A 24,017-nucleotide genomic window follows, 5' to 3' on the forward strand; every position below is an offset into this window, starting at 1 on the left:
CTTGATCCGAAACCGGCGCATGTCTCGACTGATACAAACGTCTGGACGTGCCGCGTCTCTGGATTGACAGCTCATCGCGGATCGGAAGGTTTGACGGTCTGGGAACGACCTCGCCCTGAGCCAAGCGCCTCAGGCTTCTCGTCGCCGTCGGAGCGATGCATCACGCCATGCTGGATCGCCCTGTCGGCGCGGCATTGGATGGCGTCCGCGACGCCGCATTATGATGCAACATCCTTCCCTTTCCCCGCCTATCTTGATAAGTAAATTTCTAAACTCGGGGGAAACAGCGACGCAATGGTGACTGTTGGCACTATCCAATGTGTGCCGTTTTGATGGGCAGCCGGCCTGCTCTGGCCTGGCGCAGCCGTGCCCCCGGGCTGCTCGTCATTTAAGCATCGCCCGGTGGCGACAGATCGCCGGATCTGTCGCAAAGCTGCGAATGCCGTTGCATTGACTTCAAAATCGGGCATGCAGCATGCGGCAGCTGGGGGTTGTCGGCTGAGTTCAAGTCTTGAGCCGAATCGCGGTCGCATGGCCAGAGCAGGTGTTGCGATGAGTATTGAATATACGCACAGTGCGTCGATCAAGCTGACGGACGAAAGGTGGTACCAGGCGCTTGGTGAGGTGGCGGCCTCAATCGGCACCCCGCGTTTTCACCAGCATCTTCTCTCTCTTTTCATGAAGTCTGTCAGCAATGATGCTGGTTGGATTATCAGGTATTCCCGCGTATCTCCCCCAGACGTTTTCCATACGTTTGGTGTTCCGCAGTCAGTCGTAGAATTTTATAACGACAAGTGCCTACATATCGACCCGTTTTCCCTGCTCTGGAAGAATACGGCGCAAACAGGTGTCCTCACTCTCTCGGAGCTCAATAAGACAAATGCGGAATCCGTGATATATAGCGATGTCTTTCGTCCGGGAGCGAATGTCATGGACGAACTCGGCATGTTTTTTCCGACTGTGGGGCATTGCTGCTTCGGTCTCTTCCTCGAGCGTGAGCGCGGCTTCTTCTCCCGGTCCGATATCCGGCGTGCGGAACTGATTTTTCCAGCACTTGAAGGTCTGCACCGCAGCCACCTCGGTGTCTTGTTCAATTCGCTGCAATATACGGAAGACAGCGAGGCTGGCGATCTGACGAGCAGGCCCACCTTGATACGCGATCACCGAAAATTCGACGTCTTCTCCAATAATTCTTGGAAGCAGGCTTTGGAGGAGGATGAGACCATCCTGCCACTTCTCGAAGCGTTCGATCCAATCAGGGGCGTGCAGAGCCTCTATTCCCGCGACTATATCCTGACCTCGGACGCGTTCGATCGCGGCTTCTCATTGGCGCCGGGCGGACGGATCTTCATGCTGCAGCCGCGCGGCTCGCGCCAAGAGGAAGAGGTCGACCAACATCGTGCCGCCGAAATCCTCGCGACGCTGACGCGGCGCGAGCGGGACATCCTCAGCCTGACGATGAATGGCCGAAGCACGGGCCAGATCGCCCAGCACCTCGAGATCAGCAAGGGAACTGTCAAGAATTGCAAGCTGCGCCTCTATCGCAAGGCGGGCGTGAGCGCAGAACGCGACCTCATCCGGATGTTCGGAAAGCTCTTCATCCCGTGAGCCGGGCCTGTCCTGCTCGGGGAAGGCGAATGGATCCCCGTCGGGCCATCTTGGCCGCTCCGCTGTGTTCGGAGTCGGTACCGCCGGGTCGCTGACGCCGGCCGTCGCGCGAGCCTCGACGCCATGTGTCACCCGACGCGCGGCGTGAGAAAGGGCACCTTGCTGAGGCTACCGAGCACATCCGGCCGCGGAACGGCGGACTGAGCGCATACTCCCGAGCGTTCGTGATTGTGAGTTCCACAATCCTGGGAGACCAAGTTGGCGGCCGTGAAACCCACATTTTCCGTCTTGACCGCAACAGCGTTGCTGAGCCTGTTCTTTATCTGCGGTGCCCATGCACAGCCGTCCTTCGGAAAGAACAGGCAAGTGGACGGTCTGCACCGTGTTGATCCACGAGGACGGCGGTTCGTCGATCCGGACGTCACCGACTCGCTCGGTCTGACGGGACCGGCAAGCGATCAGGTGCGCGGTCCCATTCATGATCAACGGATCGGCCGCGTGCGGCCGGGCAACCCGTCGCCCTCCGTCCGCTGACAGCCCAGCTGTTCTCCTCGGTCGAGCCGGGTCAGGGGCCGCGGCAAGGTTCGAGGCAGGTTCGCCACGCTGCCCGCACGACCGCAAGGAATCGTCCGACCCCCGTCGTGAGGATCTCGGATTGCTGCGAGAGGCCCGAGGCCGAACTCAGCACCTGGCTTGCTGCCGCACCGGTGGCCTCCGCCGCGTCGGCCACACCGACAATCCCTTCCATCACCTCGCTGGTGCCTGCTGCGGCGTGGCTCACGTTGCCGGCGATCTCCTGAGTCGCAGCGCCCTCTGTTCGGCCTCGGTCTCGACGGAGCGACGAAGACTGTCGCGCAGACGGATGACTGCCTGACCCACGAGTCCGAGCTCGTCCCGGCGCTTGGCCTCCGGGACCGCCGCACCGTAATCGCCGTTTGCCATACCGTTGATGGACGAGGCGAGCGCGCGTGCCGGCGTTCCGACGAGCCTCCGGACGAGGACCACGAGAGCCCCGCAACTCGCAAGGATGCACAGGATGGCGCTGATGATCAGGATCGTCCGCGCGTGATCGGCGGCTGCCGACAGCGTCGCCGACGGAACTGCGACGACCATGGCCCAACGATCGGCCGTTTCACTGGCCCGGATGGGCGAGGCGATGTAGTGCCAGATCTGACCGTCCGAGCCCGCGGCAGCGACAACCATCCGCGTTCCCGCTCCGATGGATTGGCGCGCCGCACGCGCTGCTGTCGGATCGATCGTATCCAAACGTTTGCCGGCCGCATTGGCGTTCGGATGGGACACCGTGATGCCGCTGGACGACATGATGGTGATGTAACCCGTATCGAGCGGCCGAACCGCTGCCAGCGATGTGCCCAGCGCACCGAGATCGATATCGACGCCGACCGCGAGGAAATCTTCGGCTCGGTCCTCGCGATCATCCCTTACACGGACGAGGGCGAGGCCGTGCGCATCGCCAATGATGCAGCACTCCTTCCTGCTGACCGCGGGCTGCGAGCTCTACGTCCTCTTCTACGCCCTGTGGGGCTGCCGGGCGAAGGTGCCGGCCGCCGACACGGCCGTTCCGCCCGCGGTTCGGCCTGCCGTGTCGTGACGCCGCCCGACTCGGGCGGAGAGGAGATCGGAGCGATGGCGATGCGGACGGAAACGGTGCCGGTGGAGATCGTGGCCCGCCCGGAACGGGACCGGCTCGGCGAGGGACCGGTCTGGCTGCCGGAGCGGGGGCAACTGCTCTGGGTTGATATCGAGGCGCCGGCGATCCGCTGGCTCGACCCCGCCAGCGGCCGGACCGGCAGCCATGTCTTCGCGGAGCCGATCGGCTGGGTCATCCCGCGCGCGGGCCGCTCCGACTTCGTGGTCGGCCTGAAGAGCGGCTTCGCCTTCTTCGATCCGGAGGCCGGCAGCCTGGACCCTTTCGGCGATCCGGAACCCGAGCATCCGGACAACCGGCTGAACGACGCCAAGGTGGACTTCGCCGGACGAATCTGGGCCGGGAGCAAGCACTGCACCGACGCGGCAGTGTCGGGCGCCCTGCATCGGCTCGATCCCGATCTGACTTGGCACTGCTACGACCGCGGTTACGGCGTCGCCAACGGCCCGACCTTCAGCCTGGACGGGCGGATCCTCTATCACACCGACAGCGCGGCCCGGACGGTCTTCGCCTTCGACCTCGGCGAGGACGGGGCGCTCTCGCGCAAGCGGACCTTCCTGCGCTTTCCGGACGAGTGGGGCTATCCCGACGGGATGACCACTGATGCGGCGGGCTGTCTTTGGATCGCCCACTGGGGCGGGGGCCGGATCAGCCGGTTCGGCCCGGACGGGACGCTTCTGCGATCGATCGCGCTGCCGGCCACGAACATCACGAGTTGTGCCTTCGCCGGGCCCGATCTCGACCGGCTCTACGTCACCTCCGCCGCGCTGGGCTGCCAGCACGAGCCGGCGGCCGGGGCGCTGTTCGTCCTCGATCCCGGCATTCCCGGTCTGCCGCCGCGCGCCTTCGCGGGGTGAGGGCATGATCGGCGTCGATTGGGGCTCCTCGAACCTGCGCGCCTACCGGTACGGGCCGGACGGGACGGTGCTGGAACGCCGCTGCGGCGGTCCCGGCGCCGCCATGCTCGGTCCGGACGCCTTCGAGCCGGCCCTGGCCGCGATCCTCACGGGCTGGACCGACGGACGCGTTCCGATCGTGCTGGCCGGCATGGCGGGCCGGCGCGGCGGCTGGCGCGAGGCCCCCTACCTGCCCTGTCCGGCCGACCCCGCGCATCTCGCCGCCGCCGCGGTCGCGATCCCCTCGGCAATCGGCCCCTGTTTCCTGGTGCCGGGTGTCAGCACCCGCAGGAGCGACGGCGTCGCGGGCGTGATGCGGGGGGAGGAAACCCAGATCCTCGGGGCCGGGCTCACTGCCGGCACCGTCGTCCTACCCGGCACGCACAGCAAGTGGGTGCGACGGACCGAGGGGAGGATCACCGACTTCGCGACCGCGATGACCGGTGAGCTCTACGCCCTGCTGCTCGACCACTCGTCGATCGGTCAGGTCGCGACGCGGGAGCCCTGCGACCGGCCGGACGCCTTCACCGTGGGCGCCCGGCGTGCCCTGGCCGCCGGGGGTATCGAGCGCGTCCTGTTCTCGGCCCGCGCCGAGGTGCTGCTCGGCACGCTGGAGCCGGAGGCGGTCGAGAGCTTCCTTTCGGGCCTGCTGATCGGCGGCGAGGTCGCCGCCCTGCGCGGCCTCCTCGACGGTCCGCCCACTCTGATCGGAGCGCCAGCCCTCTGCACGCGCTACGCGGCGGCGCTGGCGCTGGCGGATTTCCCGTCGGCGCAGATCCTGGATGGCGAGACGGCAGTCGCGCGCGGCCTCTGGCGGATCGGTCGCGATATCGCCGCGCTGCGCGGGCCCGACGGCAGAGGAGGTCTCTCGTGACGTTCGACCAAGTTCTGGCGGAGATGCCGCTCGTCGCGATCCTGCGCGGGATCGGACCGTCCGAGGCCGAAGCGGTCGCCGAAGTCCTGGTGGGGGCTGGGATCGGCTGCATCGAGGTGCCGCTGAACTCACCGGATCCCTTCGAGAGCATCCGGCGCATGGCGGCGCGATTCGGACATCGCGCGCTGATCGGCGCCGGAACCGTCCTCGATCCTGCCGAAGTGAGTCGAATCGTCGAGGCCGGCGGTCGCCTCGCGGTGTCGCCCGATTGCAATCCGGCGACGATCGCAGCAGCCAAGGCCGCCGGCCTGATCGCCCTGCCCGGCATCCTCACGCCGAGCGAGGCATTCCGGGCCCTGGCGGCCGGTGCCGACGGGCTGAAGCTCTTCCCGGCCGAGGCCGCCAGTCCGGCCGTTTTGAAGGCGATGCGGGCCGTCCTGCCGGAGGGCACCGCCATCCTGCCGGTTGGCGGCATCGGCCCCGCCGAGATCGCGCCCTATTGGGCGGCCGGTGCGGCCGGATTCGGCCTCGGCTCGAGCCTCTACAACCCGGGCCGATCGGCGGCGGAGATCCGTGATCGTGCCGCAGCGATGACCGAGGTCATGCGAGCGGTGCGAACCTAGCTCCTCACAGGACCCGTCAGCATCGCGCGATTTGGCCGGATCGACCGCTACGACCACGTCCTCGCGTCCGTCTTCGAGCTCGACAGAAGCGTGGCAGACATCCTGATCCGGGAAGAGCTCACCATTTCCTACAAGCGGGGCCATGAGGCCGAAGGCCCTTGCACGCCGAGCCGCAGATCCGGAGGGAGCGATGACCGTCGCGCGAACGCTTCCTGAGCCAGTCTGTAAGCACATCCTGACCGATCTTGATGTTACCTACGCCGACTAAGACGATTTGCCGAAGCTGTACGGGATGGTTGCACGAGAACTGAAACTCGCCCCCGACCAGCACCGAAAGGAGCTTATCAAGGCCATCCTTAGCGGACGATGAACCTCGCGAACGGACTTGGCGACCTTCGGAATCGCTTCTCCGATGCTCACGCCGGTGTGCCGTCGAAGGAGATCAAACTGCCCGTCAGGCCATCGCCGCGACACGCGAGCCTCGCTGTGAACTCGGCTGAGCCGAACGGCATACGCATAAATTCCCACTCGACTCTTGCGAGTCGAACCGCGAGGAGGGAAGTGCAGGCCGGATAAGGCTCTGCAATGGGGGGTATCTTGAAAGTTCTGCGATCTACAGCTGCAGCCGTTATCGTGCTGGGATTATTGACGAGTTTAGCCGCCGCAAAGCCGTTCGAACTCCCCGAAGCCAAGCCGATCGTAACGATTTCGCTCCCTGATGCCTGGGAGCCCGAAGAAATCCCTAAGGGCGTGCAAGCTAATTCGCCCGATACAGGAATTTACGTTTCATTCGAAATCGACAACATCAAAAATACCGATAGAGTTGTATTGGACGGCGTCAAGTTCCTGGCTGAAAGCGGTGTCAAAATCGATCCTGCATCCGAGAAACGCGGTGAAGGCAAGGTAAATGGTATCGACATGATCGATATCAACTGGACTGGCGTCTACAGTGGCAGCGTTGCAAAAGTTAGCCTGACCATCGCTGTTCTATCTCCGACAAAGATCGGCCTTTTGACGTACTGGGGCTCGCCATCTGCTGAAAAGAAGTATGCAGCACAGCTGGATGGAATTCTGAAGAGCATACAGCCGCTCGGCCAGTAGCAAAGTGCACAGGTGATGTGTCTACTTCACATTCGGCTGATAATTGATGCTCAAATCGTTGGTGTCACTAAGGGCGCCAACATCATGTGAAATTATGAGGATTGAGGAATTCATGCCATTACGCCGTGTTACTCAGATCTACCTTGCTGTCCTCGCTCTTGGCTTAACGCTCCTGCCGGCCGCTGTGTCCGCACAGGCCGACATGTCGTGCGCTGACTACCTGAAAGCGGATGCTCAGATGCAGGCGGCCATGAGTCCTGCCGACAGAGCGGCGATGCAGTCCGACCCGCACGCAGCGGATCTCGATAACAAGGTACGTGCCTACTGCAAGGCGAACCTAAAGGCGTCGGTCAGTGAGGCTATGTCGAAGGCAATACAGTAGCCGTAACCTTGAGCAGAAAGCTCGTTGCGGCGGGAGCCGCGGCGGGCGAAGTTGCAGCCGCGGGCCGGGCCGCAGGCCATCTGGCAGCCATCGGCACAGTGCGGCAGCTGTGTGATTTGCCCCGGGGCTTCGGCCTCGGGGCTTTTTTCGTGCGTGTGAGACGCCGGAGGCAATGGTGTGGGCGCCGTGCGTGGAGGTTGGGCGCCGGAACTTAGACTTAGAAGCCTGCCGCCGCGGCCTCAGCGAGCAGTCACAGCCTTCCGGCTACGCGCTTGATTTCATCGCAGGCTGACGCAACGCCATCCTGCGCTGCCATGCGAGTCCGGGCGGCGGTTCGAGCCTGGATCATAGCTGGAGAGGCGAGCATCTTCTCAACCTCGCGGCAGGCGCGCCGCGGTCGGAAGGCGTGCGGCCCAAGCACAGCTCCGAGGTCTAGTCGAGGCAGGCGCTGGGCGTCATCGAAGTGGCTGAATGCGACCGGCGCCCCCATCTGCGGCATGCCCGCGGCTCGGGCCTGCGCGACGGTTCCGATGCCGCCATGATGGACCAAGGCTGCGCAGCGAGGCAGTAGCAGGCTGAGGGGTGCGGAGCGGACGTGAATTACTTTTGCAGGAAGCGAGGCCGGCACCTGCTCCGCTTCGCGAGCGAGCAGGATACCGCGTAGGCGCATGCGCCTGCAAATTTCCACGGCGACCCTGAAGAACTTCGCCCCCTGGCGCATCCCCGATCCGTAGGTGAAAACCAGCCGCGCTGACCCGGCGTCGAGATAGGCGTCGAGCGTAGGCGCGAGTTCGCCGACATCGCCGAGGTGGTCGGCCATTGGGAAGCCCACCTGGGTCGCCTGTCTCGGCCCATCCGGCTGCCGCGGCACGTACCAGGGCGGACACATCAGGATCATCCGCAACGGACTGTTCCACCAGTATCCTAGGCGCTTGACCGGTGGCAGGCCGAGGTTGGCGCGCAGTGCATTGAGAGGTGGGAGACTGATCGGATCGATCAGGACGCGGTCCGCGCCGTGACCGAGCCAATGTCGCAGGCGCGAGGGCATCAAGCTCTGAAGCGGCATTCCGGGGAGCTAAGGCGCAGCATGGCGACGCTCAATCAGGAACGGGGTTCATAAACAGTTATGACGGGCATCCCGTGCAGATCCTGACCAAGACATGCACCGAACGCACTGGCGAAGTGATGACGATACAAGCCTTCTCGGCAGATCTTTCCTCTAGCCATTGCATGGTTCTGCCCGCCACCGAGACCATCATCTTGAATAGAGGGGCAAGGCCACGCTGGGGATGCCAGAGGTTGGGCGAGCTAAGTGCCTCGTCATACTCCGCCTCCGTGCACATGGCATCGAAATCGAGGCCGGCTCGCGAAGCTGATTGCCGAAATGGTTTGGGCGCATACAGGAACACATCATGCCCCCGTCGCGCCAGCCGACGCCCTATTGCGACGAACGGCAAGACGTCACCGTAAGTATCGATCGCTGTAAAGACGATATTCATTGCGTCATCGGCGAAGATAGACGAAATGGAGTGCCTTGATGGCTTATGTATATGCAGATAATAACTTAGACTGTGGCGAAGTTTTCGCGTATTGCAATGACAGTTGCTGAGCGGTGAATGCGCCTCGCAGCTAGGCGGACGGTACACGCCGCTGCGCAGCTGCATCGTGCCTTGGAACTGTGCGTCGGAGGGGCCGTGATAGTCGTCGGTGAAATTGTCGCCACCCGACCGGACAGCGGCCTGGCGCTGAGCGGATGCGGCCCTCCCTCCATTGAGGATTGGTAGGGGACGGGTGCCGGGATGACGCGGCACCCATTATCGCCGAGCATTCCTCACCACTGATCAATAGGTCATGTCGAGCACGATTTCGAGGTATCGCAATATTCATTGCCCAAGCGAGCGAGATTCAAGGCGAGTCCCTCAGGATCCCTGCGCGAATCGACAAGCTCGTCATTTTTTTTAACAAATGATGACATCTTGGAAACTTGTTGCCTTCATGGCACGGCGTAAAACAAAATCATGTTGATTCGCTCATGTATGATTTACAGCTCTCATGAATGGCCTTCATGTTATATGCGCACGATGATTGCGGCCCTGAACATATCATCGCAGTTCAATCTGCGGGGCCGTTAGGAAATATAGGAAAATAGAGCCTATTCACCCTGGAGGCAGCCATGGCACTTCCGATCGTTTTTAATAATCAGACCTACGACACTAATTTCTTGTCTCAAGACAATGATGGCGTTCAGAGTAACGTTTTCGAAAACGACGACAACAATCCGCAGCCGTACATCCTCAATGGCACCGTCAACGCTGTCGGAGACCCTGTTACCTTCACGGCCAGCGGCGGTGGTGATCAGTTCACGGCATACGCAACAAATTTAGACAACCCAAATCAAATTGTTTTCTCGCAAAATGGCAACGGAACTGGCTTCGCCATCCTCGTTTCGAACACACCCGTTGTTGAGGGGGAAACGGAGGCGTTCTCCGAAAACAACCTTGGTGATTTCACTCCTGTCTGCTTTACGACTGGAACGAAGATCCGCACGGCCCGTGGTGATATCGCCGTCGAAGACCTGAGGGCCGGCGACCTCGCCGTCACCGCCGCCGGTGCGCTGCGGCCCGTCGTCTGGATCGGGCATCGCGAAATCACCGCCAAGAGCGGCTCGCTCGCCTTCAACCAGCAGCCGGTTCGCGTCCGGGCTGGGGCTTCCGGTCACGGACTGCCGTCGCGTGATCTCTTACTCTCGCCCGGACACCCGGTGCTGGTCGGCGCGGATGCCGACAACGAGGGCGGCGTGCTCGTGCCCGTGATGTGCCTGATCAACGGCACCACCGTCACCCGTGAGCCGGTCGCCAGCGTCACCTACTGGCACGTCGAACTCGACAGCCACGACATCCTGCTCGCTGAAGGCCTGCCGGCAGAGAGCTACATCGACGGCGGCGACCGGGCCTTCTTCTTGGAAGCGTCCGATCATGCCCTGCACAACCCGGACTTCGTGGTTCCGGGCTGGAACGGGCGTTGCCGGCCGGTCGCCGTGGACGGTCCGGTCGTCGAGGCCGAGCGGCTTCGGCTCGATGCCGTGTTCGCGGGCTTGCTTAGCGCGGACTGCGGTTGGAACATGGCCGACACCTGGGTCGCTGTGTAGGATCGCGGGCAAGTCCGAGCGGCAGAGGCATTGCCTGAACGCTGCTCGGACCATCTGCCTGCAGCCACCCGTCGACATCATGCCCGTCCTCACCAACGGGCGCCTCTTCAACCCCGCCCGGCCCGCCGCGGCGGGGTTTTTCGTGCGGTTTCATACCCAGCCTGAACCGCGCCATCCGACCGGCGTTCCTCTCCCACGGACTTTCCGTTCAATGGCGCGCACTCACCCCGCCCGGCTCAGCCGCGGCGGGGTTTTTCGTTTCAGGCCCTGCGCCGCTGCGAGGATCCGCTTCCGCACCTCGGCCATGCGGTCGTAAGGCTACATCGAACTCAGCCCACACCCCGGTCAGCCTGTCGGCATCGAGCAAAACCGGATCCTGTTCGGCAACGTGAGCGGCGATCGGAACGTGGCCGGTGCGCAGGTCGGAGTGCCGATCTCGGAGTTCGCTACGAGGCGGGGAGCCTAAGCCCTACAGCCTGGAGCATACGCCCGTGGCACAAGCCGGAGTCGGCACGCTGGCGGCACTTCGCGCAGCAACTGGTGAATTCCGCGTCCTCGTGAGGCTCCCGGTCTTCACCATCGGCCAAGCCTTCGGAGCATGGTAGAGCGCCGCACGGATGAACGTTGCTCGGCCGAACCTCGGTAGTCACAACCGAGAGAATGAGCGTTCCAGCTCAAGAATTTAAATGTATAAACAAAATCAGAGCGTGGTACGAATTATTTCAAAACCATTCAGAAAGACAAGTTCTGCGATTTTTTGACTGTGCTCCTGAGGCTAAAATTTTCATCGGCCCATATCTAGGCATTCCTCTTGAGAAATCAGTGCAAATCAAAATGCCATGTGGCAGATTTAGCGCAGACGAACATGGCTTTGTGCGATTAATGTGAGTGCTGAGCGCTTGTAGCGATTACGTACGCTCGAAGCTGCATCCCGATATTTCGCTCATTCTTAATTAAGAGAGGCTTGTCGATGTCTTCAGGTCCGGCGCCGTCGATTGCAACATCCAGATTTTATGTCATCCAACAGACACCTGGGACAGCACAATACACCATCACCGATGGCTTTAATTTCCCTTATACCATCACGGATATCTCAGATGGCGCCAGTGACAACACGGCCGTCCTCGAAGCGAGCGGCAGGGACACCATGCAGCTCACGAGCGGAACCGGCGATGGAAGCGGTCCAGCAACCTATCTCGGGCGGACTGTAAATGAAGGCGATGTCTTCGCCCTCTCCGGTGGTCAAACCTCTCTGCTTTCAAATAACAACTATCCCAACGGTACAGTTGTAACACTTACGACGGGTTCAACTGCTCTCTGCTTCGTGTCTGGTACGCGGATCCGCACGAGCCGCAGCGACGTGGCCGTCGAGGATCTCCAAGTCGGCGACATCGCAGTGACCGCCTCCGGCACCTTGCGTCCGATCACCTGGATCGGCCACCGCGAGATGATGGCCGCGGGTGCGGTCCTTCCCTTCCACCAGCAGCCGGTGCGCGTTCGCGCGGGCGCCTTCGGCCAGGGTCTGCCGGCGCGCGACCTCAGCCTCTCGCCCGGTCACCCGGTGCTGGTCGGCGCGGATGCCGATTACGAGGGCGGCGTGCTCGTGCCCGTCATGTGCCTGATCAACGGCACCTCGATCACCCGCGAGCCCCGCGCCAGCGTCACCTACTGGCACATCGAACTCGACGCCCACGACATCCTGCTAGCCGAGGGCATGCCGGCGGAGAGTTACATCGATGGCGGCGACCGCGCCTTCTTCGTCGAAGCCTCCGACCATGCTCTGCACAATCCGGACTTCGTGCCTACGGGCTGGAACGGCCGCTGCCGGCCGGTCGCCGTGGACGGTCCGGTCGTCGAGGCCGAGCGACTGCGGCTCGACACGGTGTTCGCCAGCGCTCTGAGCGAGCAGTGCGAGTGGGATGCTGCAAGCGCCTGGAAGACGGCGTGAAGTAACGAGCGGGCTGCCACGATCACACTGCCGTGTGTGGGCTTGAGGCTACGATCGACGCAGGCGAGATTGCCGTCGAAGATGCCTGCATCGCGCATGCTGTCGCCTGCGATGCGCCAGAGAAAGGTGGCCGGTGGGTTCGGTACGAGCCAGCGCGGCAGCTCAAGGGCATTCTCAACGAAGTCGTCAGCCGGTGAGGGAAAGCCGGCGCAGAGCGACGGCCCCATCAGCGGCACACGAACTGTGGAAAAATCCGTCCGATGATAGCTCCGCGACCGTGTGCAGCCTCACCCGAGCCCCATCTGCTCTAGAACAGATGCAGAACGAACAGCAGGCGCGCAGCCGGTTCAATCGGCTCGTCGCGCCAAGCGCAAACGGCTGTGTGCGCCTGTGGTTCACGGGGACGGAGGGGTGATGATAATGTCGCAGGAGCGCTGCCACTTCCACTGCACGGACGGCCTCGACGTCGTCTTCGACCTGCAGGGGAGAGCCGTGGCCGAGGAGTATCTGCGCCCAGTTTGCGTGAGTGTTGCGGCCGAGCTGATGCAGGGCTGCGCCGCTCCGGTCGACTGGTCCGCTTGGATCGTCGACGTGCACGACGCCTACGGTCAGCACGTGATGACGTTCAGCTTCGCCGAAGTCGCGAACGAGTTCGACGCCCTCACTGCGCTGGCAGCCTGAGGAGAGCACCATGGCCATGAAGACGACCTACCCCGTGCAGGCCATCGTACTGAAGCGGAAGCGCCTGTGCCTGGGCGATCGGCAGGTTTCGCCGACGAGCAGCGGTGCGCTGAAGCGGGCCGAGGCGATGGCAGCACGCATGCCTGGAACGGCCGCCCTCCAGATCGTCACCGACGACGAGGCCGGCGAGTTGGAGGGCGCGACGATCCTCGGCCAGTACGGCGAGGTGCCGGACGATTTTGCCGAGAGTCTGCAGGCGGCCTGACGATGGCGGGGAGCATGGGCGTTCCAACCCATCCCTACCTGCTCCTGGCCCTGCCCGACGATCCGCCGTCGCGCGAGGTGGTGCGTCTGCACATCGAAGAGGCCGACGAGAGGATCGCGATCAGCGGTGCCGTGGACTTGGAGCCGCTCGATCTCCGGACGCTCATCTGCGCACCGATCAAAGGCCAGACGATCGCGGGCAAGGTGCTGGAGTTGCCCGCCGAGCATTTTCTATGGCGCGAGGCGCGCAGGCTTGTGGCCGCCTGTGATCATCACTTCGCACCAGTCCACTCGCAACGTGACGTGCTCCGGATGAACGCCGAAGGCTGTGCGCCACTCGGCTGCTTGGGACGGAAACGGATCGGACGCGAATTCGGGAAGGAGCATCACGGCTGCCGGTTGATGGCGGGGCCGACGGCATAGGGGTGCCAGGTTGCTCCAGGCTTGCCGCCCAGTCGTCATCACGCCGTCTGCGCCCGCGCTCGCAGGATCGCGCTGCGGACGGCGTTGCACCTAGCGCCATTCGTGCTCGTCTTGTCGCGCAGAACAGCGGTGGCGAAGGCGCTTGCCTTCACGGCGGCTGCCACGTCGAGCGTGTAGCCCTCGGCGAGTTCCGCCTGCTCCTCCATCCGGCCGTCGAGCACGGCATCGACCAGCACGTTCACATCGTCATGGGTGACGACCTTGGCCTCGAAGAGTTCGCCGACGGCGTGGCTCAGTCCGCCATCTCAAGCCTGCGATCTCACGCTGGTGGCGTGGATGGTGGGGTAAGGCGCCGAGAGAAAGAAACTCATTAACAAAAACAAGGAATTCTGGCGGAAGGGGTGGCCGCCCTCGTCGAATGTCCAGGAAGATGCAGAAAGGGCCGACAGCAGCCGAAAACCGTAGCGAAAATAGCGATATACGACCCCACGCTAGGCGACAGGATCGTCCAGCGAGATCCGCTACAATCCGTTTGCAGCCCACATTCGTTGTGGGGCATAATGTGGGTTAGGCGAGTTCGAAGGATCATGCCATGGGTGGCAAGGGGCGGCACCCCGAGAAAGCGCTAACAGCGGTGCAGGTGCGCAGTCTCAAAGAGCCGGGCCGGTATGCTGACGGTAACGGCCTCTACCTCGTTGTCGAGCCCTCCGGGTCGAAGCGCTGGCTCCTGCGCACGGTGGTGCAAGGGCGGAGGCGTGACATCGGGCTTGGTGGGCTCAGTCTCGTGCCGTTGGCCGAGGCCCGCGAGAAGGCGCTCGCCTACCGCAAAATTGCCCGCGATGGCGGTGACCCACTGGCCGAGCGGCGCCGGGCGCAGGTAACGATCCCAACCTTCGCCGAGGCGGCTGAGACCGTGCATGCCGAGCACAGGGCGACGTGGAGGAACCCGAAGCACGCTGCGCAATGGATCACCACGCTCCGCACTTACGCCAACCCACACCTCGGCGCGAAGCGGATCGACCAAATCGAGACCCCCGACGTGCTACGCGCTCTGTCGCCGATCTGGCTGACGAAGCCGGAGACCGCGCGGCGCGTGCGCCAGCGGATCGGGACGGTGCTCGACTGGGCGAAGGCGGCCGGGCATCGCAGCGGCGACAACCCGGTTGAGGGTGTAGCGAAGGGCCTGCCCAAGCAGGGGGAGCGAGACGAGCACCACGCGGCGCTGCCGTACGCCGAGGTCCCCGCCTTCGTCGCACGGCTACGAGGCATATCCGGCCCGGGCGAGATCGGACGCCTCGCCTTCGAGTTCCTCATTCTGACGGCGGCGCGCACAGGCGAGGTGCTTGATGCCCGTTGGAGCGAGATCGATGAAGCCGAAGCGTTGTGGACGGTGCCGGCAGCGCGCATGAAGGCCGGGCGCGAACACCGCGTACCGTTGAGCTCACGGGCAGGTGAAGTGCTGGCTCGGGCAAAGACCCTGGGGGGCGGCAGCGCGCTCGTCTTCCCAGGGCGGTCGGGTGAAAAGCCGCTCTCGAACATGGTGTTCCTGATGGCGCTACGACGGATGAGCGTGCCGATCACCGCCCATGGCTTCCGCTCGTCATTCCGCGACTGGGCAGCGGAAACGACGAATCTGCCGCGTGAGGTTGCGGAGATGGCGCTGGCGCATGCGGTCGAGAACCGGGTCGAAGCAGCCTACCGGCGTGGCGACCTACTGGCCAAGCGTAGGGAGTTGATGGAGGAATGGTCGGCATACCTCGATCACACTCTGAGTGCAGATGACCGCCCCGCTGACGCCCCGACAACAGCACACGGATCTCCACCCCAGGCTCGGTCCGGGTTGGATTGATGATGAGCGCGTTCCCGGCAGCATCAGTCGCGCGATGGGTGCGATTGCGGAATACATTGCGAGCCTGCCCGACAGCGAAAGCAAGTTGACTCAGCCATTCGACGAAGCCGTAGCCCATGCAGCCTTGCGGGAGCCCATCAGAAAATATTGGGCAGACAATGATTGCGACACCAGAGTTAAGTTTTCCGATCTAAAGATACAGGCTCGGCAATTTAGGGAAAGGGTAGTGCGGTTCGATAAATCGATCCAAGATTTATCATCGCCGATGAAGGCGGCGCTGCGTATGTCTTTGGCTCGCAGCTATGGTGAAGCCGCTCCCGGAGAGGACCGTTTGGCTATCGCGCACGAGATGAGCAGTTCCCTAATTCGCATCTGCAATGCATTGATCGAACAACAAAACAAAAAAACCGGTACCCGTGGCGTTGTTAGCTTGGCTGAGCCCCTATGGAATTATTGGGAAACGATAAGGGGTAAGCCATTCCGACGGAATTGGGAGGAGTGCGAGACACGGTTGTCCATGGTTGATCGTCTCGGCTCAGAATCATTCGTTCGTACAGATGCTTTGTTTGTGCAATTCGTAATTAAGGCAATCGATCCAACGGCAGAGTTCTCCGATATAAGGACGAGACTCAAAAGTGTAGCGAAAAAGCGAGCGGCGGCGAGTAAATCACGCCGGGCAGGCGCTCGTTGATCACGCTTACGAACTCCTCGACGGTTGGGGGGCATGACGATTTCGTCTTCCCATCCGCAAACGGCCAAGCTCAGGTCAAAATCGGGCGGCATTGGCAGCCCGTCATTCTGACTGCGACTTCGCTCGCGGCAGCCGAAGGTGATGATAGATGAGCGACCTCCCTTTTTATCCGAGGAGGTCCCGTGAACTACCACCCCGAACTTCCAGCTTCCGGCTTCGTAACACCGCAATGGGTCAAGCGTCGCTATTCAATTAGCAATTCGACGATGTATTCCTGGTTGGCCCAGGATTATCTGCCAAAAACTTACCGCGTGGGTCCCCGCGCCGTTCGGTTCCGCGTCGAAGATATCAGAGAATTTGAAGCGAAGCTGCTCTCGGCAGGCAAGGAGGGCTGAGGCATGGCGATCCATCGGATCGGTGTCATGCCGAACATCTCCCATGCGAAAGCATCGTTGGCCCAGCAGCGACTCATCGGCCAACTGCTTCGAAGCGAAACCGAGGGGGCGGCGGCGGTCGCCGCCCACCTCGAAACCTGCGGACCGGCAACGCCCTGCCACAGTGTAGCATGCCCGATCTGCGGGCTGGTGTTCCAAGGGGCGGCCTTCGACCTCGGCGAGCACTTCATTCGTATCCCGGCCCGGGAGATCCGTAACCGAACGCATCTGCTGACCCTCGTGCCTGACATCGGCTGCGTCGGCCCCGATGAGTTGTCGGTTGAGGTGTTCGAACGGGTCGGGGCCGAGACGCTCGCTGCCCTCGAGCAACTTGGTTTCCCACCGGCGCTCATCAGCCTGGAAGCAACCTTCAACGAGGACACAACGGGAAGGCTGCCACCGCACTGGTGCGTCCATTCCCACGGTTATGGGCGCGACTGGGTCGGTGCCGCGCAGGAACGTGATCTGAAGGACAGGTTTCCACCGTCGCCGTGGGTGAGAGGCCCTGTCCGCATCGACCCCCTCGACCAACGGATCGCGGCGCAGCTCTACCCCTTCAAGGTGGAACGCTTTCGGCGGGTGACGGTGCTCGTCACGGATCACCCGACGCGCCGGCCTTACCGGGACACGATCTACCGACCCTTACGCCCCGACCAAGCGGTGCGCTTGGCCCTGGTTGAACACCGGCTGGGCTTCAACAGGAGACTGCTGATCCACGGGATCGAGGAAGAGGCCATCCGCAGGCATCTAGGGGGCCTGGGATGGCTTCGGGACGGTCCGTAGCGGGGTCAAAGGGGTGTTGGGCAACTGGGCAACTGCACCCCTGCTCCACCATGCCTACCGCCGTTCTGACGCTGCAGCGCCAGCCTAACCACCCCACCCCATGCACTGAAAGCCCGTGCAACCCGTGCAGCCCGTGCGGGCGCTGCCGCTTGGGCTTTCAAGCAACCCAGTCATTCACTCGCGATAGGAAATCAGAAATGACGACCGAAAGTGTGCGCAAAATCTATCAACTCTATGATGAGGGCAAGCAGATTTGGTACGACGTATACGAATCCCCTGGCATCGAGGGGCGGCCAATCACGGTCGAGGTTCCACGCGAGGTCCAGCAGCCGAACGCGGTCCGCGCTTACCTCCTCAGCAAGGGGGCCGCGACGGCGGCCGTGGAGGACCGGACTAAGTTGACTGCTGCCATCGCGACCAATGCACCGGTTGTGCGTCGGGCCGCCAACACCGGTTGGCGCGATGGCAATACCAACTTTGTCTCACACCGCTTCGTCGCGCCGGAGACGGTGGAGGGCTCGATCATCCCGCCTGAATGCCGGCTGGTTGGGGCATCTGGGCAGTTGACGACGGCAGGTGCGACGGAGGGTTGGGGTGATCTCGTGCGCGTAGCACAGCACTCCACAGCGATGACCGTGGCGCTTGCGGCGGTCTTCGCCGCACCGCTCCTGGCGTTACTGAACCGGCCGAGCTTCGCGCTGGTGTTGTTTGGTCCGAGCAGGATCGGGAAGTCCTTCGCGCAACTGGTCGCCGCCTCGGCACTTGGTTTCGGCCGGGAGGAAGATCTCCCCAGCCTCAACGCCTCACAGCCGGGATTGCTGGCCGCAGCGCTCGGATTCAACGACCACATGCTGCCCATCAACGAGGTCGGGACGGCGCAAGGACCCAAAAAGGAAATCTACGTCACCTTGCGGGATGCAACCTACGGATTGATGAACGGTCAGGACAAGCTTCGTCATCCCTCTTGGTCGGGTGGCGGCAGCGGGGTGGCGAGTATCTTTCGGGTGATCTGCCTGTTCTCCTCGGAGATCTCGCCTGACGCCTGGGCGGCCCGCAACGGGGAGACGCGTGATGATGGTGAGATGGCTCGGCTAATCGGCCTGCCGGTTCTGGTTGCCGGCCACAGTACAATCTTCGACCGCCCGCCGGCCGACCTAGCCGGCGCCGCACTTTCGGCCTGGGAGAAGGAGCAGTTCCAGCGATTGCGGCAGGAACTGCCCGCGCAACGCGGCTTCGCGTTCTGCGACTACATCGATTGGCTTATCGAGGATGTCGAAGCCCGGACGGAACAAGCTCGATCACGGGTCGCGGAGTTCGAGAAGGCCGTCGGAAAGCCTGAGATGGCGCCAGTCGCACGCGATGTCGTGGCGAAGTTTGGGGGTCTCTACGCGGGGGTGCTTTCCGGGATCGATGCAAGGGTGCTCCCGTTCGACGAGAAGGCGGCGGCTCAAGCTATCAAGCGGGGATGCCTCGCTGCTCTCTCCGAACTGCCTGATCCACGGGGTGAACTGCGGGTCGATCTTGCGGCGCTGGCAGAGCGGTTGGCGAGCGGGGCCGTCGTTGATCTGGATGACTGTCCTCCCAGCAGACTGCGCTTGATCCAGGATGCCGATGGTTTTCATCGATCGAAGGGTGACGGCAGAACCAAAGGCAGGGAGTATGTGTTTCGCGCTCAGGTCTTCGTAAAGTGGTTTGCCACCCCATTGCGGGCCCGGCGAGTGCTGGAATGGCTCGACGACGAAGGCTTCCTCGATCCTCGTGGTGGTCGGACCCACAAGCGTTCGCTTGAATGGGCGGAGAAGCAGCCGCTGTGGCCGAACGGCACGCGGGTCCGCTCGTTTTGCCTTTATTTGCCGAACGGCCTCTCCGACCTCGATAGCGGTGCTACCTGAGCGAACCCTCGCGTTGCGCCAATGCACGGGGACGGCGCATGCGCTGCCCCTGCAGCTCGGTGACCAGTCGAGCAATCTGAACTGCCCTGCTAGTTTGCTCTTTGGGATTGCAGGGCATTGCGATACATCTTCATTCGACTGGAAAACTTGCTATTGAAATACACGGCTTAAAGACCCGACCGCCCATTGCCGCAGCCTAAACTTGACAAATAAGACTTTTATCTTATAAAATGATGCGTGTCGCCCTCGTTCGCGACGCCTCGGATGCCTACGATGATGCTACTTCGGCACCACCATGAACCACCTTACCGACCGCGGCCGATGCAGCGTCGGCAAACAGCATTCACCCTTATGCAAGGCGGCTTTCGGGCCGCCTTCGTCGTTTCTGGAGCCCCTTGATGACCCCAGAGCCCCTCCCGCTCGCCCCCCTTGCCGTGCCGTCCATCGCCATCAACTCCGGCAGCGCCCCGCCGCCCATGGCGGCCAATACGGCACAAGAGAAGGCACCGCTGGTCGCCCCCAGCTTGATCCTGATAGGCCGCGACGAGCGTAGCCGCCCGCACGCGAGTTCCTTCACCGCCGACGATGCCGAGGCCGCCAGCCGTGCCGCCGAGCTGATGGGCTTGCGTACCCTAATGGTCACGGAGGCACTTCGCTCGCTTGCCGACGACTTGCCCAGGGGGCGCCTCTTCGCCAGCGGGAAGGCGTTCGTACCCTTCTGCTCAGCCAAAGCCTTCGCTGACATGCTCGCCGCCGCCGGCCTACCTGATACGCCAACGCCTGTCAGGGCCGCAGGCAAGGCCGCTGGCGCCCCTCCGCCCGCCGGCGCAAGCTCGGGCGGCAAGGGCAGCCCGGATGCCCCTGGCGGTGCGCCCAAGGCGCCGAGTGACTGGTCTGCTATCGGCATCGGCAGCACTGTGCTCGCCTGCCAGGGGCCAATGGAGGGCTGGTGGGAGGCCGTAGTGCTCTACACCAAGGCCAACGATTCGTTCGTGCTCCGCTGGCGCGACTTCCCCGATGACGGCGAATTTACGCGGGCACGCAGGGACCTAGCACTGATGCCGCCCGGCTCGCGCGAGGGGTTGGGCTAGGAGCGTGGCCGCCTCGTCCGCCACCAAGTATCTGCACCGAGCGCGCGACCTGAATGATGCCTTCCGCCGGAGCTTCTCCGCCGGGCGGGTCGTGCTAACCGCCGGCATCGCGGCTGTACCTGAGCCCTGTCGCACTGCGCTCTTGGCGGCGGTGCGAGGATTTGAGTGCTTCGACGCCGACAACGACCCCCACGGCGAGCACGACTTCGGCGAGGTTCAGGTCGGTAAGGCTCGCTGCCTCTGGAAGATCGACGCATATGACCGGGCGCTCACCGTCGCCTCGCCCGATCCGACTGACTCGGCGGTCACCGTGCGGGTGCTGACCGTCATGCTCGCCGAGGAGTACTAACCGTGGGTGGGCGCCAGCTCACCGCCGCGCAGATGCCAACGCCCGGCCCTTGGCTCGTGCGTCGCGAGGCCGAAGCGGACGCACCCGCCAAAGTTCGCCTGCTCGGTATCGAGCCGGCGGCCAAGGATCGACCGGGCAGCTTTCCGTACCTCGTCCGCCAGGATCGGCCGTTCACGTCGGGCGAGTGCCCGCTGCATCTCGCGGTCGGCATCCAGAGGCTCGCCGACGCTCGGCTGATGGCCGCCGCGCCCGACCTCGCGTCGATGCTCCTCAACGTGCTGATCGTGCGCGAACTGCGGTCGTCTGTCCTCGATCACGAGACGCAGAAGGTGGTCGTCGCTGCCTGGAACCTCTTGGTGCGGGTGACCCCGCACCTTGAAATATGAGCGCCGGGATCACACGCGGCGCTCGCACCTCATGGCGGCGGTGGCTCGCGCTTGGCCCTACGGCCCGACCGCAGCGGCTTGGGCCGAGGAGCTCCCGGTTCAGGCGCGGTGAGCAGGACGGCGATGGGCACGGCCAACACTTCTGCCATCGCTTCGAGCGTCGAGATGGTCACGTTCTCCGAGCCGCGCTCGACCCGCCCGACATAGGCCCGGTCGATGCCGGCCGCGAGGGCAAGACGCTCTTGCGACAGATCGCGTTCGACCCGCAGCCGCCGCAGGTTCCAGCCGATGATCGCCCGCGCATCCATCGCGCGAGCAGGCCCGATCCGCGGCTTGACAATCGACGGACTGACAGTCCCAAATTATCCAAGGCCGGATGAGGCCGATGACGAAAGGCGCGAGCACGATGAGGGGGATTCTAGGACGGAACCGCACATTTCGACCTGAACCACGGCCTGCTCCCGGAAGAATGCCAACCAGGACGCACCAAAGCATCGCCGCCGTTCTCGGCAGTGTCGTCATGTCCGGTGCGGCCGGGCCTGCACAGGCGCAGAATGGACCTGCGGCAGCGACTCAAGTCGAGGCTGGCGAGGCGGCAGGGATCTGCCCGCCGCCGCTGGCGAGCCCGGCGCTGGCACGGATTGCCGAGCGCGTCGGTCGCAAGCTAACCGGACAGGTGACGAGCTTCGATGCCCGCGCGGCCCTGGCACTCGTCAGCCGTGACCTGAATGCCTATGCCCGCCTGGAGCTGCCGGGGGCAGCCTATGCGGCAAGCCGTGACACGCTGGCCCGCCTCGACAGTCCGACAGTTGCCGCCTGCTGGCCGCAGCTTGCCAAGGTCCTGGTGGGAGCGCGCGAGCCTGCGCCGCTCTCCGCCCCGTCGGTTCCGAATGCCGGTACGCAGCGTTACGAAGCGCAACGGGCCGAGATGGCCGAGCGTCACCGCGCAAATACCGAGGCGGCCCAGGCACGCGCGGCCGAGTTGCAAGCGCGAGAAGAAGCGATCAACGCCAGGGTCGCGTCCCATGCCGAGGTTGCGCGGCAACAGCAGGCCGAGCTTGCGGCGCGCGAGCGCGAGGAGCGGGCGCGGGAGCTCGCCAGTCAGCAGCAGGCCCGGGCGGAGCAGGAGCGCGAGCGGCAGGCTGACCTCGCTGCCGCGCACGCCCGCTCCGACGCGCTCCAGGCCGAAGCTGCAGCCCGGCGCGAGGTGGCCGAGCGGGAAGTGGCGGTCGAGCGCGAGCGCCAAGCCCGGCAGATCCGTGAGCAACATGCGACGCTGGCCAAGGCTCACGCCGACGCACAGGCCCGCTACGTTGCCGCAGAGCAGTCGCGCAAGCTCACCCGGGAAATCGACCAACTCGAAGCCGAGCGGCAAGCCTCGGTGCAGGCCGCCGAACGGGCGAAGCGGCCGGAATGCCGCGAGGCCGACCGTGTTGTCGGCGAGGAGACCAGCGCCTTGCAGAAGGCCGGCATCTCGGTGGCCGATATCGCACTGAAGTTGACCGCCGGGATGCGAGGCGAGGCCTGTGCGGCGGCTCGTAAGGCGTTCACCTCGACCGAGCGCATGCGGGCCTCGGCCGCCCGCTGCGAGCCGCTGGAAGCGATCCCGCACAACCAACTCTCGACCGAGTTGCGCGAAATCATCCTCGAACAGGGCTGCTGAGCTGCCCGCCGCGATAGAAGGGACCACCCGAGTGGCTGATTGGTACTATGAACGCACTGGTACGCGGGCCGGGCCGGTCGAGGAGGCTGAGATGCACCAGCTTCTCGCCGCGGGCACGATCACCCGAGACACCCTGGTCTGGAGCTCGGGCATCGGGCGTGATTTCGTGCCGCTTGGGGACACGGCACTGGCTCCCGCGGCGACCGAACCGCCGCCGCTGCCCGCCGGTGCGGTGGACGATTCGCTCGTTTGGGTGCTCGTGGCAATCCCGCTCGGGTCGGCGATCCTGGAGCAGGCGGTGGGAAGGACGAGCATCTCGTTGTGGGGTTGGCCGCTGGCGATCTTCCTGGTCAACCTCGCCGTCAGCGTTCTCGATGAGCGAAGGGTCCTCCGCAGCGGGGTCAGCGACCGTTCGATCCGACTCGGCGCCTGGGTCTGGCTGGTTCCAGTCTATCTCTACCAGCGCGCCCGTGCTCTGAGAGGGCCGCGGTACTACGTCTGGGCATGGCTTGCCTCATTCGCGGCCTCGTTGGTTGTTGGCGGCGAAGCGGGCTCGTTACTCAACGGCGAGACGTACCTCGGCACGGGCGTCCCGGCCTGCGATAGCCGATACCAGATCCGGCAGGTGCGGCAGCTCTTCGACGGACTTGATACGGTGAAGGCTGCGGGCATTGCGTCGAGCGGCGTGACGAACGCGCGCGAGCTCGGTGCTTCAGGTGACCTGCGCACGTGCGCCGCACAGATCATCGCCACGAACGCGCAATCCTACACGGTGGTTTATACAGTCGATCGCCGCGACGACCAGATCCTGACCAACATGCAGATCCGGTAGGCACTGTTTTGCGATAATCCGTTAGCATAATTCTCGATACGGCCTACTTAGCCGCTGCGCCCTGAGATCTGGCGGCAGCCCGGTTCGGTGTCTGCGTGTCCAGTGCCAGTCGCTGGTCGGAGCAGTTCTGCGAGGAAGAGCAACTCGCACCCAAGCCGTCTGGGGGCGATCACACCTCGCACCTGATCGAGGCGCAGGCCGAGTTGATCCTGACGACTTACGAGGCGCGGCCGGCGATCTTGCCTCGACGAGTTGCGCGACGCCCTGGCCGAGCACGGCGTGCAGACCAGCACGAGCAGCCTCTCCCGCTTCTTCGCTCGGCACGGCATTACCCGCAAAAACGTATGGCCCGCCCCGTCCGCAAGTGGCTCGGATCCGCTGGTCTGTGCAGTCTGCATAAACGTATCCGGCCTTCCGACAGCGCCGTTGG

The 24,017-nt window shown here is 63.7% G+C and carries 28 protein-coding genes and 4 pseudogenes; 25 read left to right on the top strand and 7 right to left on the bottom strand.

What is annotated here, in order from left to right; all coding sequences use genetic code 11:
* The first annotated feature begins 402 nt into the window (after positions 1–402).
* Together FHU13_RS18875 and FHU13_RS18880 are read left to right on the top strand one after the other, a co-directional pair.
* Positions 403–1,608, top strand: a complete 1,206-nt coding sequence (locus FHU13_RS18875; protein ID WP_312889614.1) for a LuxR C-terminal-related transcriptional regulator — start codon at positions 403–405, stop codon at positions 1,606–1,608.
* A 258-nt stretch (positions 1,609–1,866) separates the two neighbouring features.
* On the top strand, positions 1,867–2,142 hold the full coding sequence (locus FHU13_RS18880) for a hypothetical protein (RefSeq protein ID WP_183437384.1): 276 nt from the start codon (positions 1,867–1,869) through the stop codon (positions 2,140–2,142).
* A gap of 31 nt (positions 2,143–2,173) precedes the next feature.
* On the opposite strand, the pseudogene FHU13_RS18885 reads toward FHU13_RS18880, so the two are convergent.
* Together FHU13_RS18885 and FHU13_RS28420 are read right to left on the bottom strand one after the other, a co-directional pair.
* A pseudogene (locus tag FHU13_RS18885) lies at positions 2,174–2,422 on the bottom strand (hypothetical protein); the annotation flags it as partial.
* Positions 2,423–2,460: 38 nt separating this feature from the next.
* Positions 2,461–2,931: pseudogene (locus FHU13_RS28420) on the bottom strand (HAMP domain-containing protein); the annotation flags it as partial.
* Positions 2,932–3,088: 157 nt separating this feature from the next.
* Between FHU13_RS28420 and FHU13_RS28260 the strand changes: the two are divergent.
* The 7 genes from FHU13_RS28260 (at position 3,089) to FHU13_RS18920 (ending at position 7,153) form a co-directional block, all read left to right on the top strand.
* Positions 3,089–3,220, top strand: coding sequence for a hypothetical protein (locus FHU13_RS28260; protein ID WP_281411625.1), 132 nt, complete (start codon positions 3,089–3,091; stop codon positions 3,218–3,220).
* A 35-nt stretch (positions 3,221–3,255) separates the two neighbouring features.
* On the top strand, positions 3,256–4,134 hold the full coding sequence (locus FHU13_RS18895; protein ID WP_246714737.1) for an SMP-30/gluconolactonase/LRE family protein: 879 nt from the start codon (positions 3,256–3,258) through the stop codon (positions 4,132–4,134).
* 4 nt (positions 4,135–4,138) lie between these two features.
* On the top strand, positions 4,139–5,047 hold the full coding sequence (locus tag FHU13_RS18900) for a 2-dehydro-3-deoxygalactonokinase (RefSeq protein ID WP_183437387.1): 909 nt from the start codon (positions 4,139–4,141) through the stop codon (positions 5,045–5,047).
* Positions 5,044–5,670 (top strand): 2-dehydro-3-deoxy-6-phosphogalactonate aldolase, encoded by a 627-nt coding sequence (locus FHU13_RS18905; RefSeq protein ID WP_183437388.1) that lies wholly within the window; start codon positions 5,044–5,046, stop codon positions 5,668–5,670. Before FHU13_RS18900 ends, FHU13_RS18905 begins: the two co-directional genes overlap by 4 nt.
* A 366-nt stretch (positions 5,671–6,036) precedes the next feature.
* Positions 6,037–6,246 carry an abortive infection family protein gene (locus FHU13_RS27870; protein ID WP_246714738.1) on the top strand — a complete coding sequence of 70 codons (210 nt, stop codon included), beginning with the start codon at positions 6,037–6,039 and terminating at the stop codon, positions 6,244–6,246.
* 9 nt (positions 6,247–6,255) lie between these two features.
* Complete coding sequence (locus tag FHU13_RS18915; protein WP_183437389.1) at positions 6,256–6,771, top strand: hypothetical protein; 516 nt, start codon at positions 6,256–6,258, stop codon at positions 6,769–6,771.
* Between the two features lie 112 nt (positions 6,772–6,883).
* Positions 6,884–7,153, top strand: a complete 270-nt coding sequence (locus FHU13_RS18920; RefSeq protein WP_183437390.1) for a hypothetical protein — start codon at positions 6,884–6,886, stop codon at positions 7,151–7,153.
* Positions 7,154–7,403: 250 nt separating this feature from the next.
* Here FHU13_RS18920 and FHU13_RS27875 read toward each other — a convergent pair whose 3' ends face one another.
* Together FHU13_RS27875 and FHU13_RS27880 are read right to left on the bottom strand one after the other, a co-directional pair.
* On the bottom strand, positions 7,404–8,201 hold the full coding sequence (locus FHU13_RS27875) for a glycosyltransferase (RefSeq protein ID WP_246714739.1): 798 nt from the start codon (positions 8,199–8,201) through the stop codon (positions 7,404–7,406).
* A gap of 76 nt (positions 8,202–8,277) precedes the next feature.
* Positions 8,278–8,817: a glycosyltransferase gene (locus FHU13_RS27880; RefSeq protein WP_312889615.1), complete on the bottom strand. Its 540-nt coding sequence runs from the start codon at positions 8,815–8,817 to the stop codon at positions 8,278–8,280.
* A gap of 509 nt (positions 8,818–9,326) precedes the next feature.
* Between FHU13_RS27880 and FHU13_RS18930 the strand changes: the two genes are divergently transcribed.
* Entirely contained in the window at positions 9,327–10,301 is a 975-nt protein-coding gene (locus tag FHU13_RS18930) for a Hint domain-containing protein (RefSeq protein ID WP_183437391.1), read from the top strand.
* 1,147 nt (positions 10,302–11,448) lie between these two features.
* Positions 11,449–12,030: pseudogene (locus FHU13_RS27885) on the top strand (Hint domain-containing protein); the annotation flags it as partial.
* On the opposite strand, the gene FHU13_RS27890 reads toward FHU13_RS27885, so the two are convergent.
* Positions 12,030–12,476 (bottom strand): LexA family protein, encoded by a 447-nt coding sequence (locus FHU13_RS27890; RefSeq protein ID WP_246714741.1) that lies wholly within the window; start codon positions 12,474–12,476, stop codon positions 12,030–12,032. The pseudogene FHU13_RS27885 and the gene FHU13_RS27890 sit on opposite strands and share 1 nt — an antisense overlap.
* Positions 12,477–12,669: 193 nt before the next feature.
* Here FHU13_RS27890 and FHU13_RS18945 point away from each other — a divergent pair, with 193 nt between their 5' ends.
* The 3 genes from FHU13_RS18945 to FHU13_RS18955 are packed head-to-tail and all read left to right on the top strand — an operon-like array spanning position 12,670 to position 13,617.
* Positions 12,670–12,930 (top strand): DUF6894 family protein, encoded by a 261-nt coding sequence (locus tag FHU13_RS18945; RefSeq protein WP_183437393.1) that lies wholly within the window; start codon positions 12,670–12,672, stop codon positions 12,928–12,930.
* Between the two features lie 10 nt (positions 12,931–12,940).
* Positions 12,941–13,195, top strand: coding sequence for a hypothetical protein (locus FHU13_RS18950; RefSeq protein ID WP_183437394.1), 255 nt, complete (start codon positions 12,941–12,943; stop codon positions 13,193–13,195).
* A 2-nt stretch (positions 13,196–13,197) separates the two neighbouring features.
* Positions 13,198–13,617: a hypothetical protein gene (locus FHU13_RS18955; protein WP_183437395.1), complete on the top strand. Its 420-nt coding sequence runs from the start codon at positions 13,198–13,200 to the stop codon at positions 13,615–13,617.
* 38 nt (positions 13,618–13,655) lie between these two features.
* Here FHU13_RS18955 and FHU13_RS18960 read toward each other — a convergent pair whose 3' ends face one another.
* Positions 13,656–13,853, bottom strand: a complete 198-nt coding sequence (locus FHU13_RS18960; protein ID WP_246714742.1) for a hypothetical protein — start codon at positions 13,851–13,853, stop codon at positions 13,656–13,658.
* A gap of 356 nt (positions 13,854–14,209) precedes the next feature.
* Between FHU13_RS18960 and FHU13_RS18965 the strand changes: the two genes are divergently transcribed.
* From FHU13_RS18965 to FHU13_RS19000, 8 genes are all read left to right on the top strand, one after another.
* On the top strand, positions 14,210–15,466 hold the full coding sequence (locus FHU13_RS18965) for a tyrosine-type recombinase/integrase (RefSeq protein ID WP_183437396.1): 1,257 nt from the start codon (positions 14,210–14,212) through the stop codon (positions 15,464–15,466).
* On the top strand, positions 15,396–16,157 hold the full coding sequence (locus FHU13_RS18970) for a hypothetical protein (protein WP_183437397.1): 762 nt from the start codon (positions 15,396–15,398) through the stop codon (positions 16,155–16,157). Before FHU13_RS18965 ends, FHU13_RS18970 begins: the two co-directional genes overlap by 71 nt.
* A 182-nt stretch (positions 16,158–16,339) precedes the next feature.
* Positions 16,340–16,552 (top strand): AlpA family transcriptional regulator, encoded by a 213-nt coding sequence (locus FHU13_RS27895; protein ID WP_183437398.1) that lies wholly within the window; start codon positions 16,340–16,342, stop codon positions 16,550–16,552.
* Positions 16,553–16,555: 3 nt separating this feature from the next.
* Positions 16,556–17,374: a hypothetical protein gene (locus FHU13_RS18980; RefSeq protein WP_183437399.1), complete on the top strand. Its 819-nt coding sequence runs from the start codon at positions 16,556–16,558 to the stop codon at positions 17,372–17,374.
* Positions 17,375–17,571: 197 nt separating this feature from the next.
* Positions 17,572–19,266 (top strand): DUF927 domain-containing protein, encoded by a 1,695-nt coding sequence (locus FHU13_RS18985; RefSeq protein WP_183437400.1) that lies wholly within the window; start codon positions 17,572–17,574, stop codon positions 19,264–19,266.
* 398 nt (positions 19,267–19,664) lie between these two features.
* Positions 19,665–20,357 carry a hypothetical protein gene (locus FHU13_RS18990; RefSeq protein ID WP_246714743.1) on the top strand — a complete coding sequence of 231 codons (693 nt, stop codon included), beginning with the start codon at positions 19,665–19,667 and terminating at the stop codon, positions 20,355–20,357.
* Between the two features lie 4 nt (positions 20,358–20,361).
* Positions 20,362–20,706, top strand: a complete 345-nt coding sequence (locus FHU13_RS18995) for a DUF3768 domain-containing protein (protein WP_312889616.1) — start codon at positions 20,362–20,364, stop codon at positions 20,704–20,706.
* Between the two features lie 2 nt (positions 20,707–20,708).
* Complete coding sequence (locus tag FHU13_RS19000) at positions 20,709–21,092, top strand: hypothetical protein (protein WP_183437401.1); 384 nt, start codon at positions 20,709–20,711, stop codon at positions 21,090–21,092.
* A gap of 29 nt (positions 21,093–21,121) precedes the next feature.
* Here the strand turns inward: FHU13_RS19000 and FHU13_RS19005 are convergent, their stop codons facing one another.
* On the bottom strand, positions 21,122–21,400 hold the full coding sequence (locus FHU13_RS19005; RefSeq protein WP_183437402.1) for a helix-turn-helix domain-containing protein: 279 nt from the start codon (positions 21,398–21,400) through the stop codon (positions 21,122–21,124).
* Positions 21,401–21,612: 212 nt separating this feature from the next.
* On the opposite strand from FHU13_RS19005, the gene FHU13_RS19010 reads away from it, so the two are divergent.
* The 3 genes and pseudogenes from FHU13_RS19010 to FHU13_RS19020 form a co-directional block, all read left to right on the top strand.
* Positions 21,613–22,755 (top strand): hypothetical protein, encoded by a 1,143-nt coding sequence (locus FHU13_RS19010; RefSeq protein WP_183437403.1) that lies wholly within the window; start codon positions 21,613–21,615, stop codon positions 22,753–22,755.
* Between the two features lie 31 nt (positions 22,756–22,786).
* The gene (locus tag FHU13_RS19015) at positions 22,787–23,587 is read left to right on the top strand and encodes a DUF4339 domain-containing protein (protein WP_183437404.1); all 801 of its coding nucleotides are present in this window, start codon (positions 22,787–22,789) and stop codon (positions 23,585–23,587) included.
* Positions 23,588–23,658: 71 nt separating this feature from the next.
* A pseudogene (locus tag FHU13_RS19020) lies at positions 23,659–23,926 on the top strand (IS630 family transposase); the annotation flags it as partial.
* Positions 23,927–24,017 lie beyond the last annotated feature (91 nt).

The sequence above is a fragment of the Methylobacterium sp. R2-1 genome (genome assembly GCF_014191355.1).
Taxonomy (GTDB): domain Bacteria; phylum Pseudomonadota; class Alphaproteobacteria; order Rhizobiales; family Beijerinckiaceae; genus Methylobacterium.

Coding starts and splice junctions, on each gene's coding strand:
- FHU13_RS27890 (WP_246714741.1), bottom strand. CDS start 12,476: ATGGGGCCGTCGCTCTGCGCCGGCTTTCCCTCACCGGCTGACGACTTC.
- FHU13_RS18900 (WP_183437387.1), top strand. CDS start 4,139: ATGATCGGCGTCGATTGGGGCTCCTCGAACCTGCGCGCCTACCGGTAC.
- FHU13_RS27875 (WP_246714739.1), bottom strand. CDS start 8,201: ATGCCCTCGCGCCTGCGACATTGGCTCGGTCACGGCGCGGACCGCGTC.
- FHU13_RS18915 (WP_183437389.1), top strand. CDS start 6,256: ATGGGGGGTATCTTGAAAGTTCTGCGATCTACAGCTGCAGCCGTTATC.
- FHU13_RS27870 (WP_246714738.1), top strand. CDS start 6,037: ATGAACCTCGCGAACGGACTTGGCGACCTTCGGAATCGCTTCTCCGAT.
- FHU13_RS19005 (WP_183437402.1), bottom strand. CDS start 21,400: ATGGATGCGCGGGCGATCATCGGCTGGAACCTGCGGCGGCTGCGGGTC.
- FHU13_RS18955 (WP_183437395.1), top strand. CDS start 13,198: ATGGCGGGGAGCATGGGCGTTCCAACCCATCCCTACCTGCTCCTGGCC.
- FHU13_RS18930 (WP_183437391.1), top strand. CDS start 9,327: ATGGCACTTCCGATCGTTTTTAATAATCAGACCTACGACACTAATTTC.
- FHU13_RS18920 (WP_183437390.1), top strand. CDS start 6,884: ATGCCATTACGCCGTGTTACTCAGATCTACCTTGCTGTCCTCGCTCTT.
- FHU13_RS18945 (WP_183437393.1), top strand. CDS start 12,670: ATGTCGCAGGAGCGCTGCCACTTCCACTGCACGGACGGCCTCGACGTC.
- FHU13_RS18950 (WP_183437394.1), top strand. CDS start 12,941: ATGGCCATGAAGACGACCTACCCCGTGCAGGCCATCGTACTGAAGCGG.
- FHU13_RS27880 (WP_312889615.1), bottom strand. CDS start 8,817: ATGCAGCTGCGCAGCGGCGTGTACCGTCCGCCTAGCTGCGAGGCGCAT.
- FHU13_RS19010 (WP_183437403.1), top strand. CDS start 21,613: ATGTCCGGTGCGGCCGGGCCTGCACAGGCGCAGAATGGACCTGCGGCA.
- FHU13_RS18985 (WP_183437400.1), top strand. CDS start 17,572: ATGACGACCGAAAGTGTGCGCAAAATCTATCAACTCTATGATGAGGGC.
- FHU13_RS18990 (WP_246714743.1), top strand. CDS start 19,665: ATGACCCCAGAGCCCCTCCCGCTCGCCCCCCTTGCCGTGCCGTCCATC.
- FHU13_RS18965 (WP_183437396.1), top strand. CDS start 14,210: ATGGGTGGCAAGGGGCGGCACCCCGAGAAAGCGCTAACAGCGGTGCAG.
- FHU13_RS18980 (WP_183437399.1), top strand. CDS start 16,556: ATGGCGATCCATCGGATCGGTGTCATGCCGAACATCTCCCATGCGAAA.
- FHU13_RS28260 (WP_281411625.1), top strand. CDS start 3,089: ATGCAGCACTCCTTCCTGCTGACCGCGGGCTGCGAGCTCTACGTCCTC.
- FHU13_RS18895 (WP_246714737.1), top strand. CDS start 3,256: ATGGCGATGCGGACGGAAACGGTGCCGGTGGAGATCGTGGCCCGCCCG.
- FHU13_RS18970 (WP_183437397.1), top strand. CDS start 15,396: ATGACCGCCCCGCTGACGCCCCGACAACAGCACACGGATCTCCACCCC.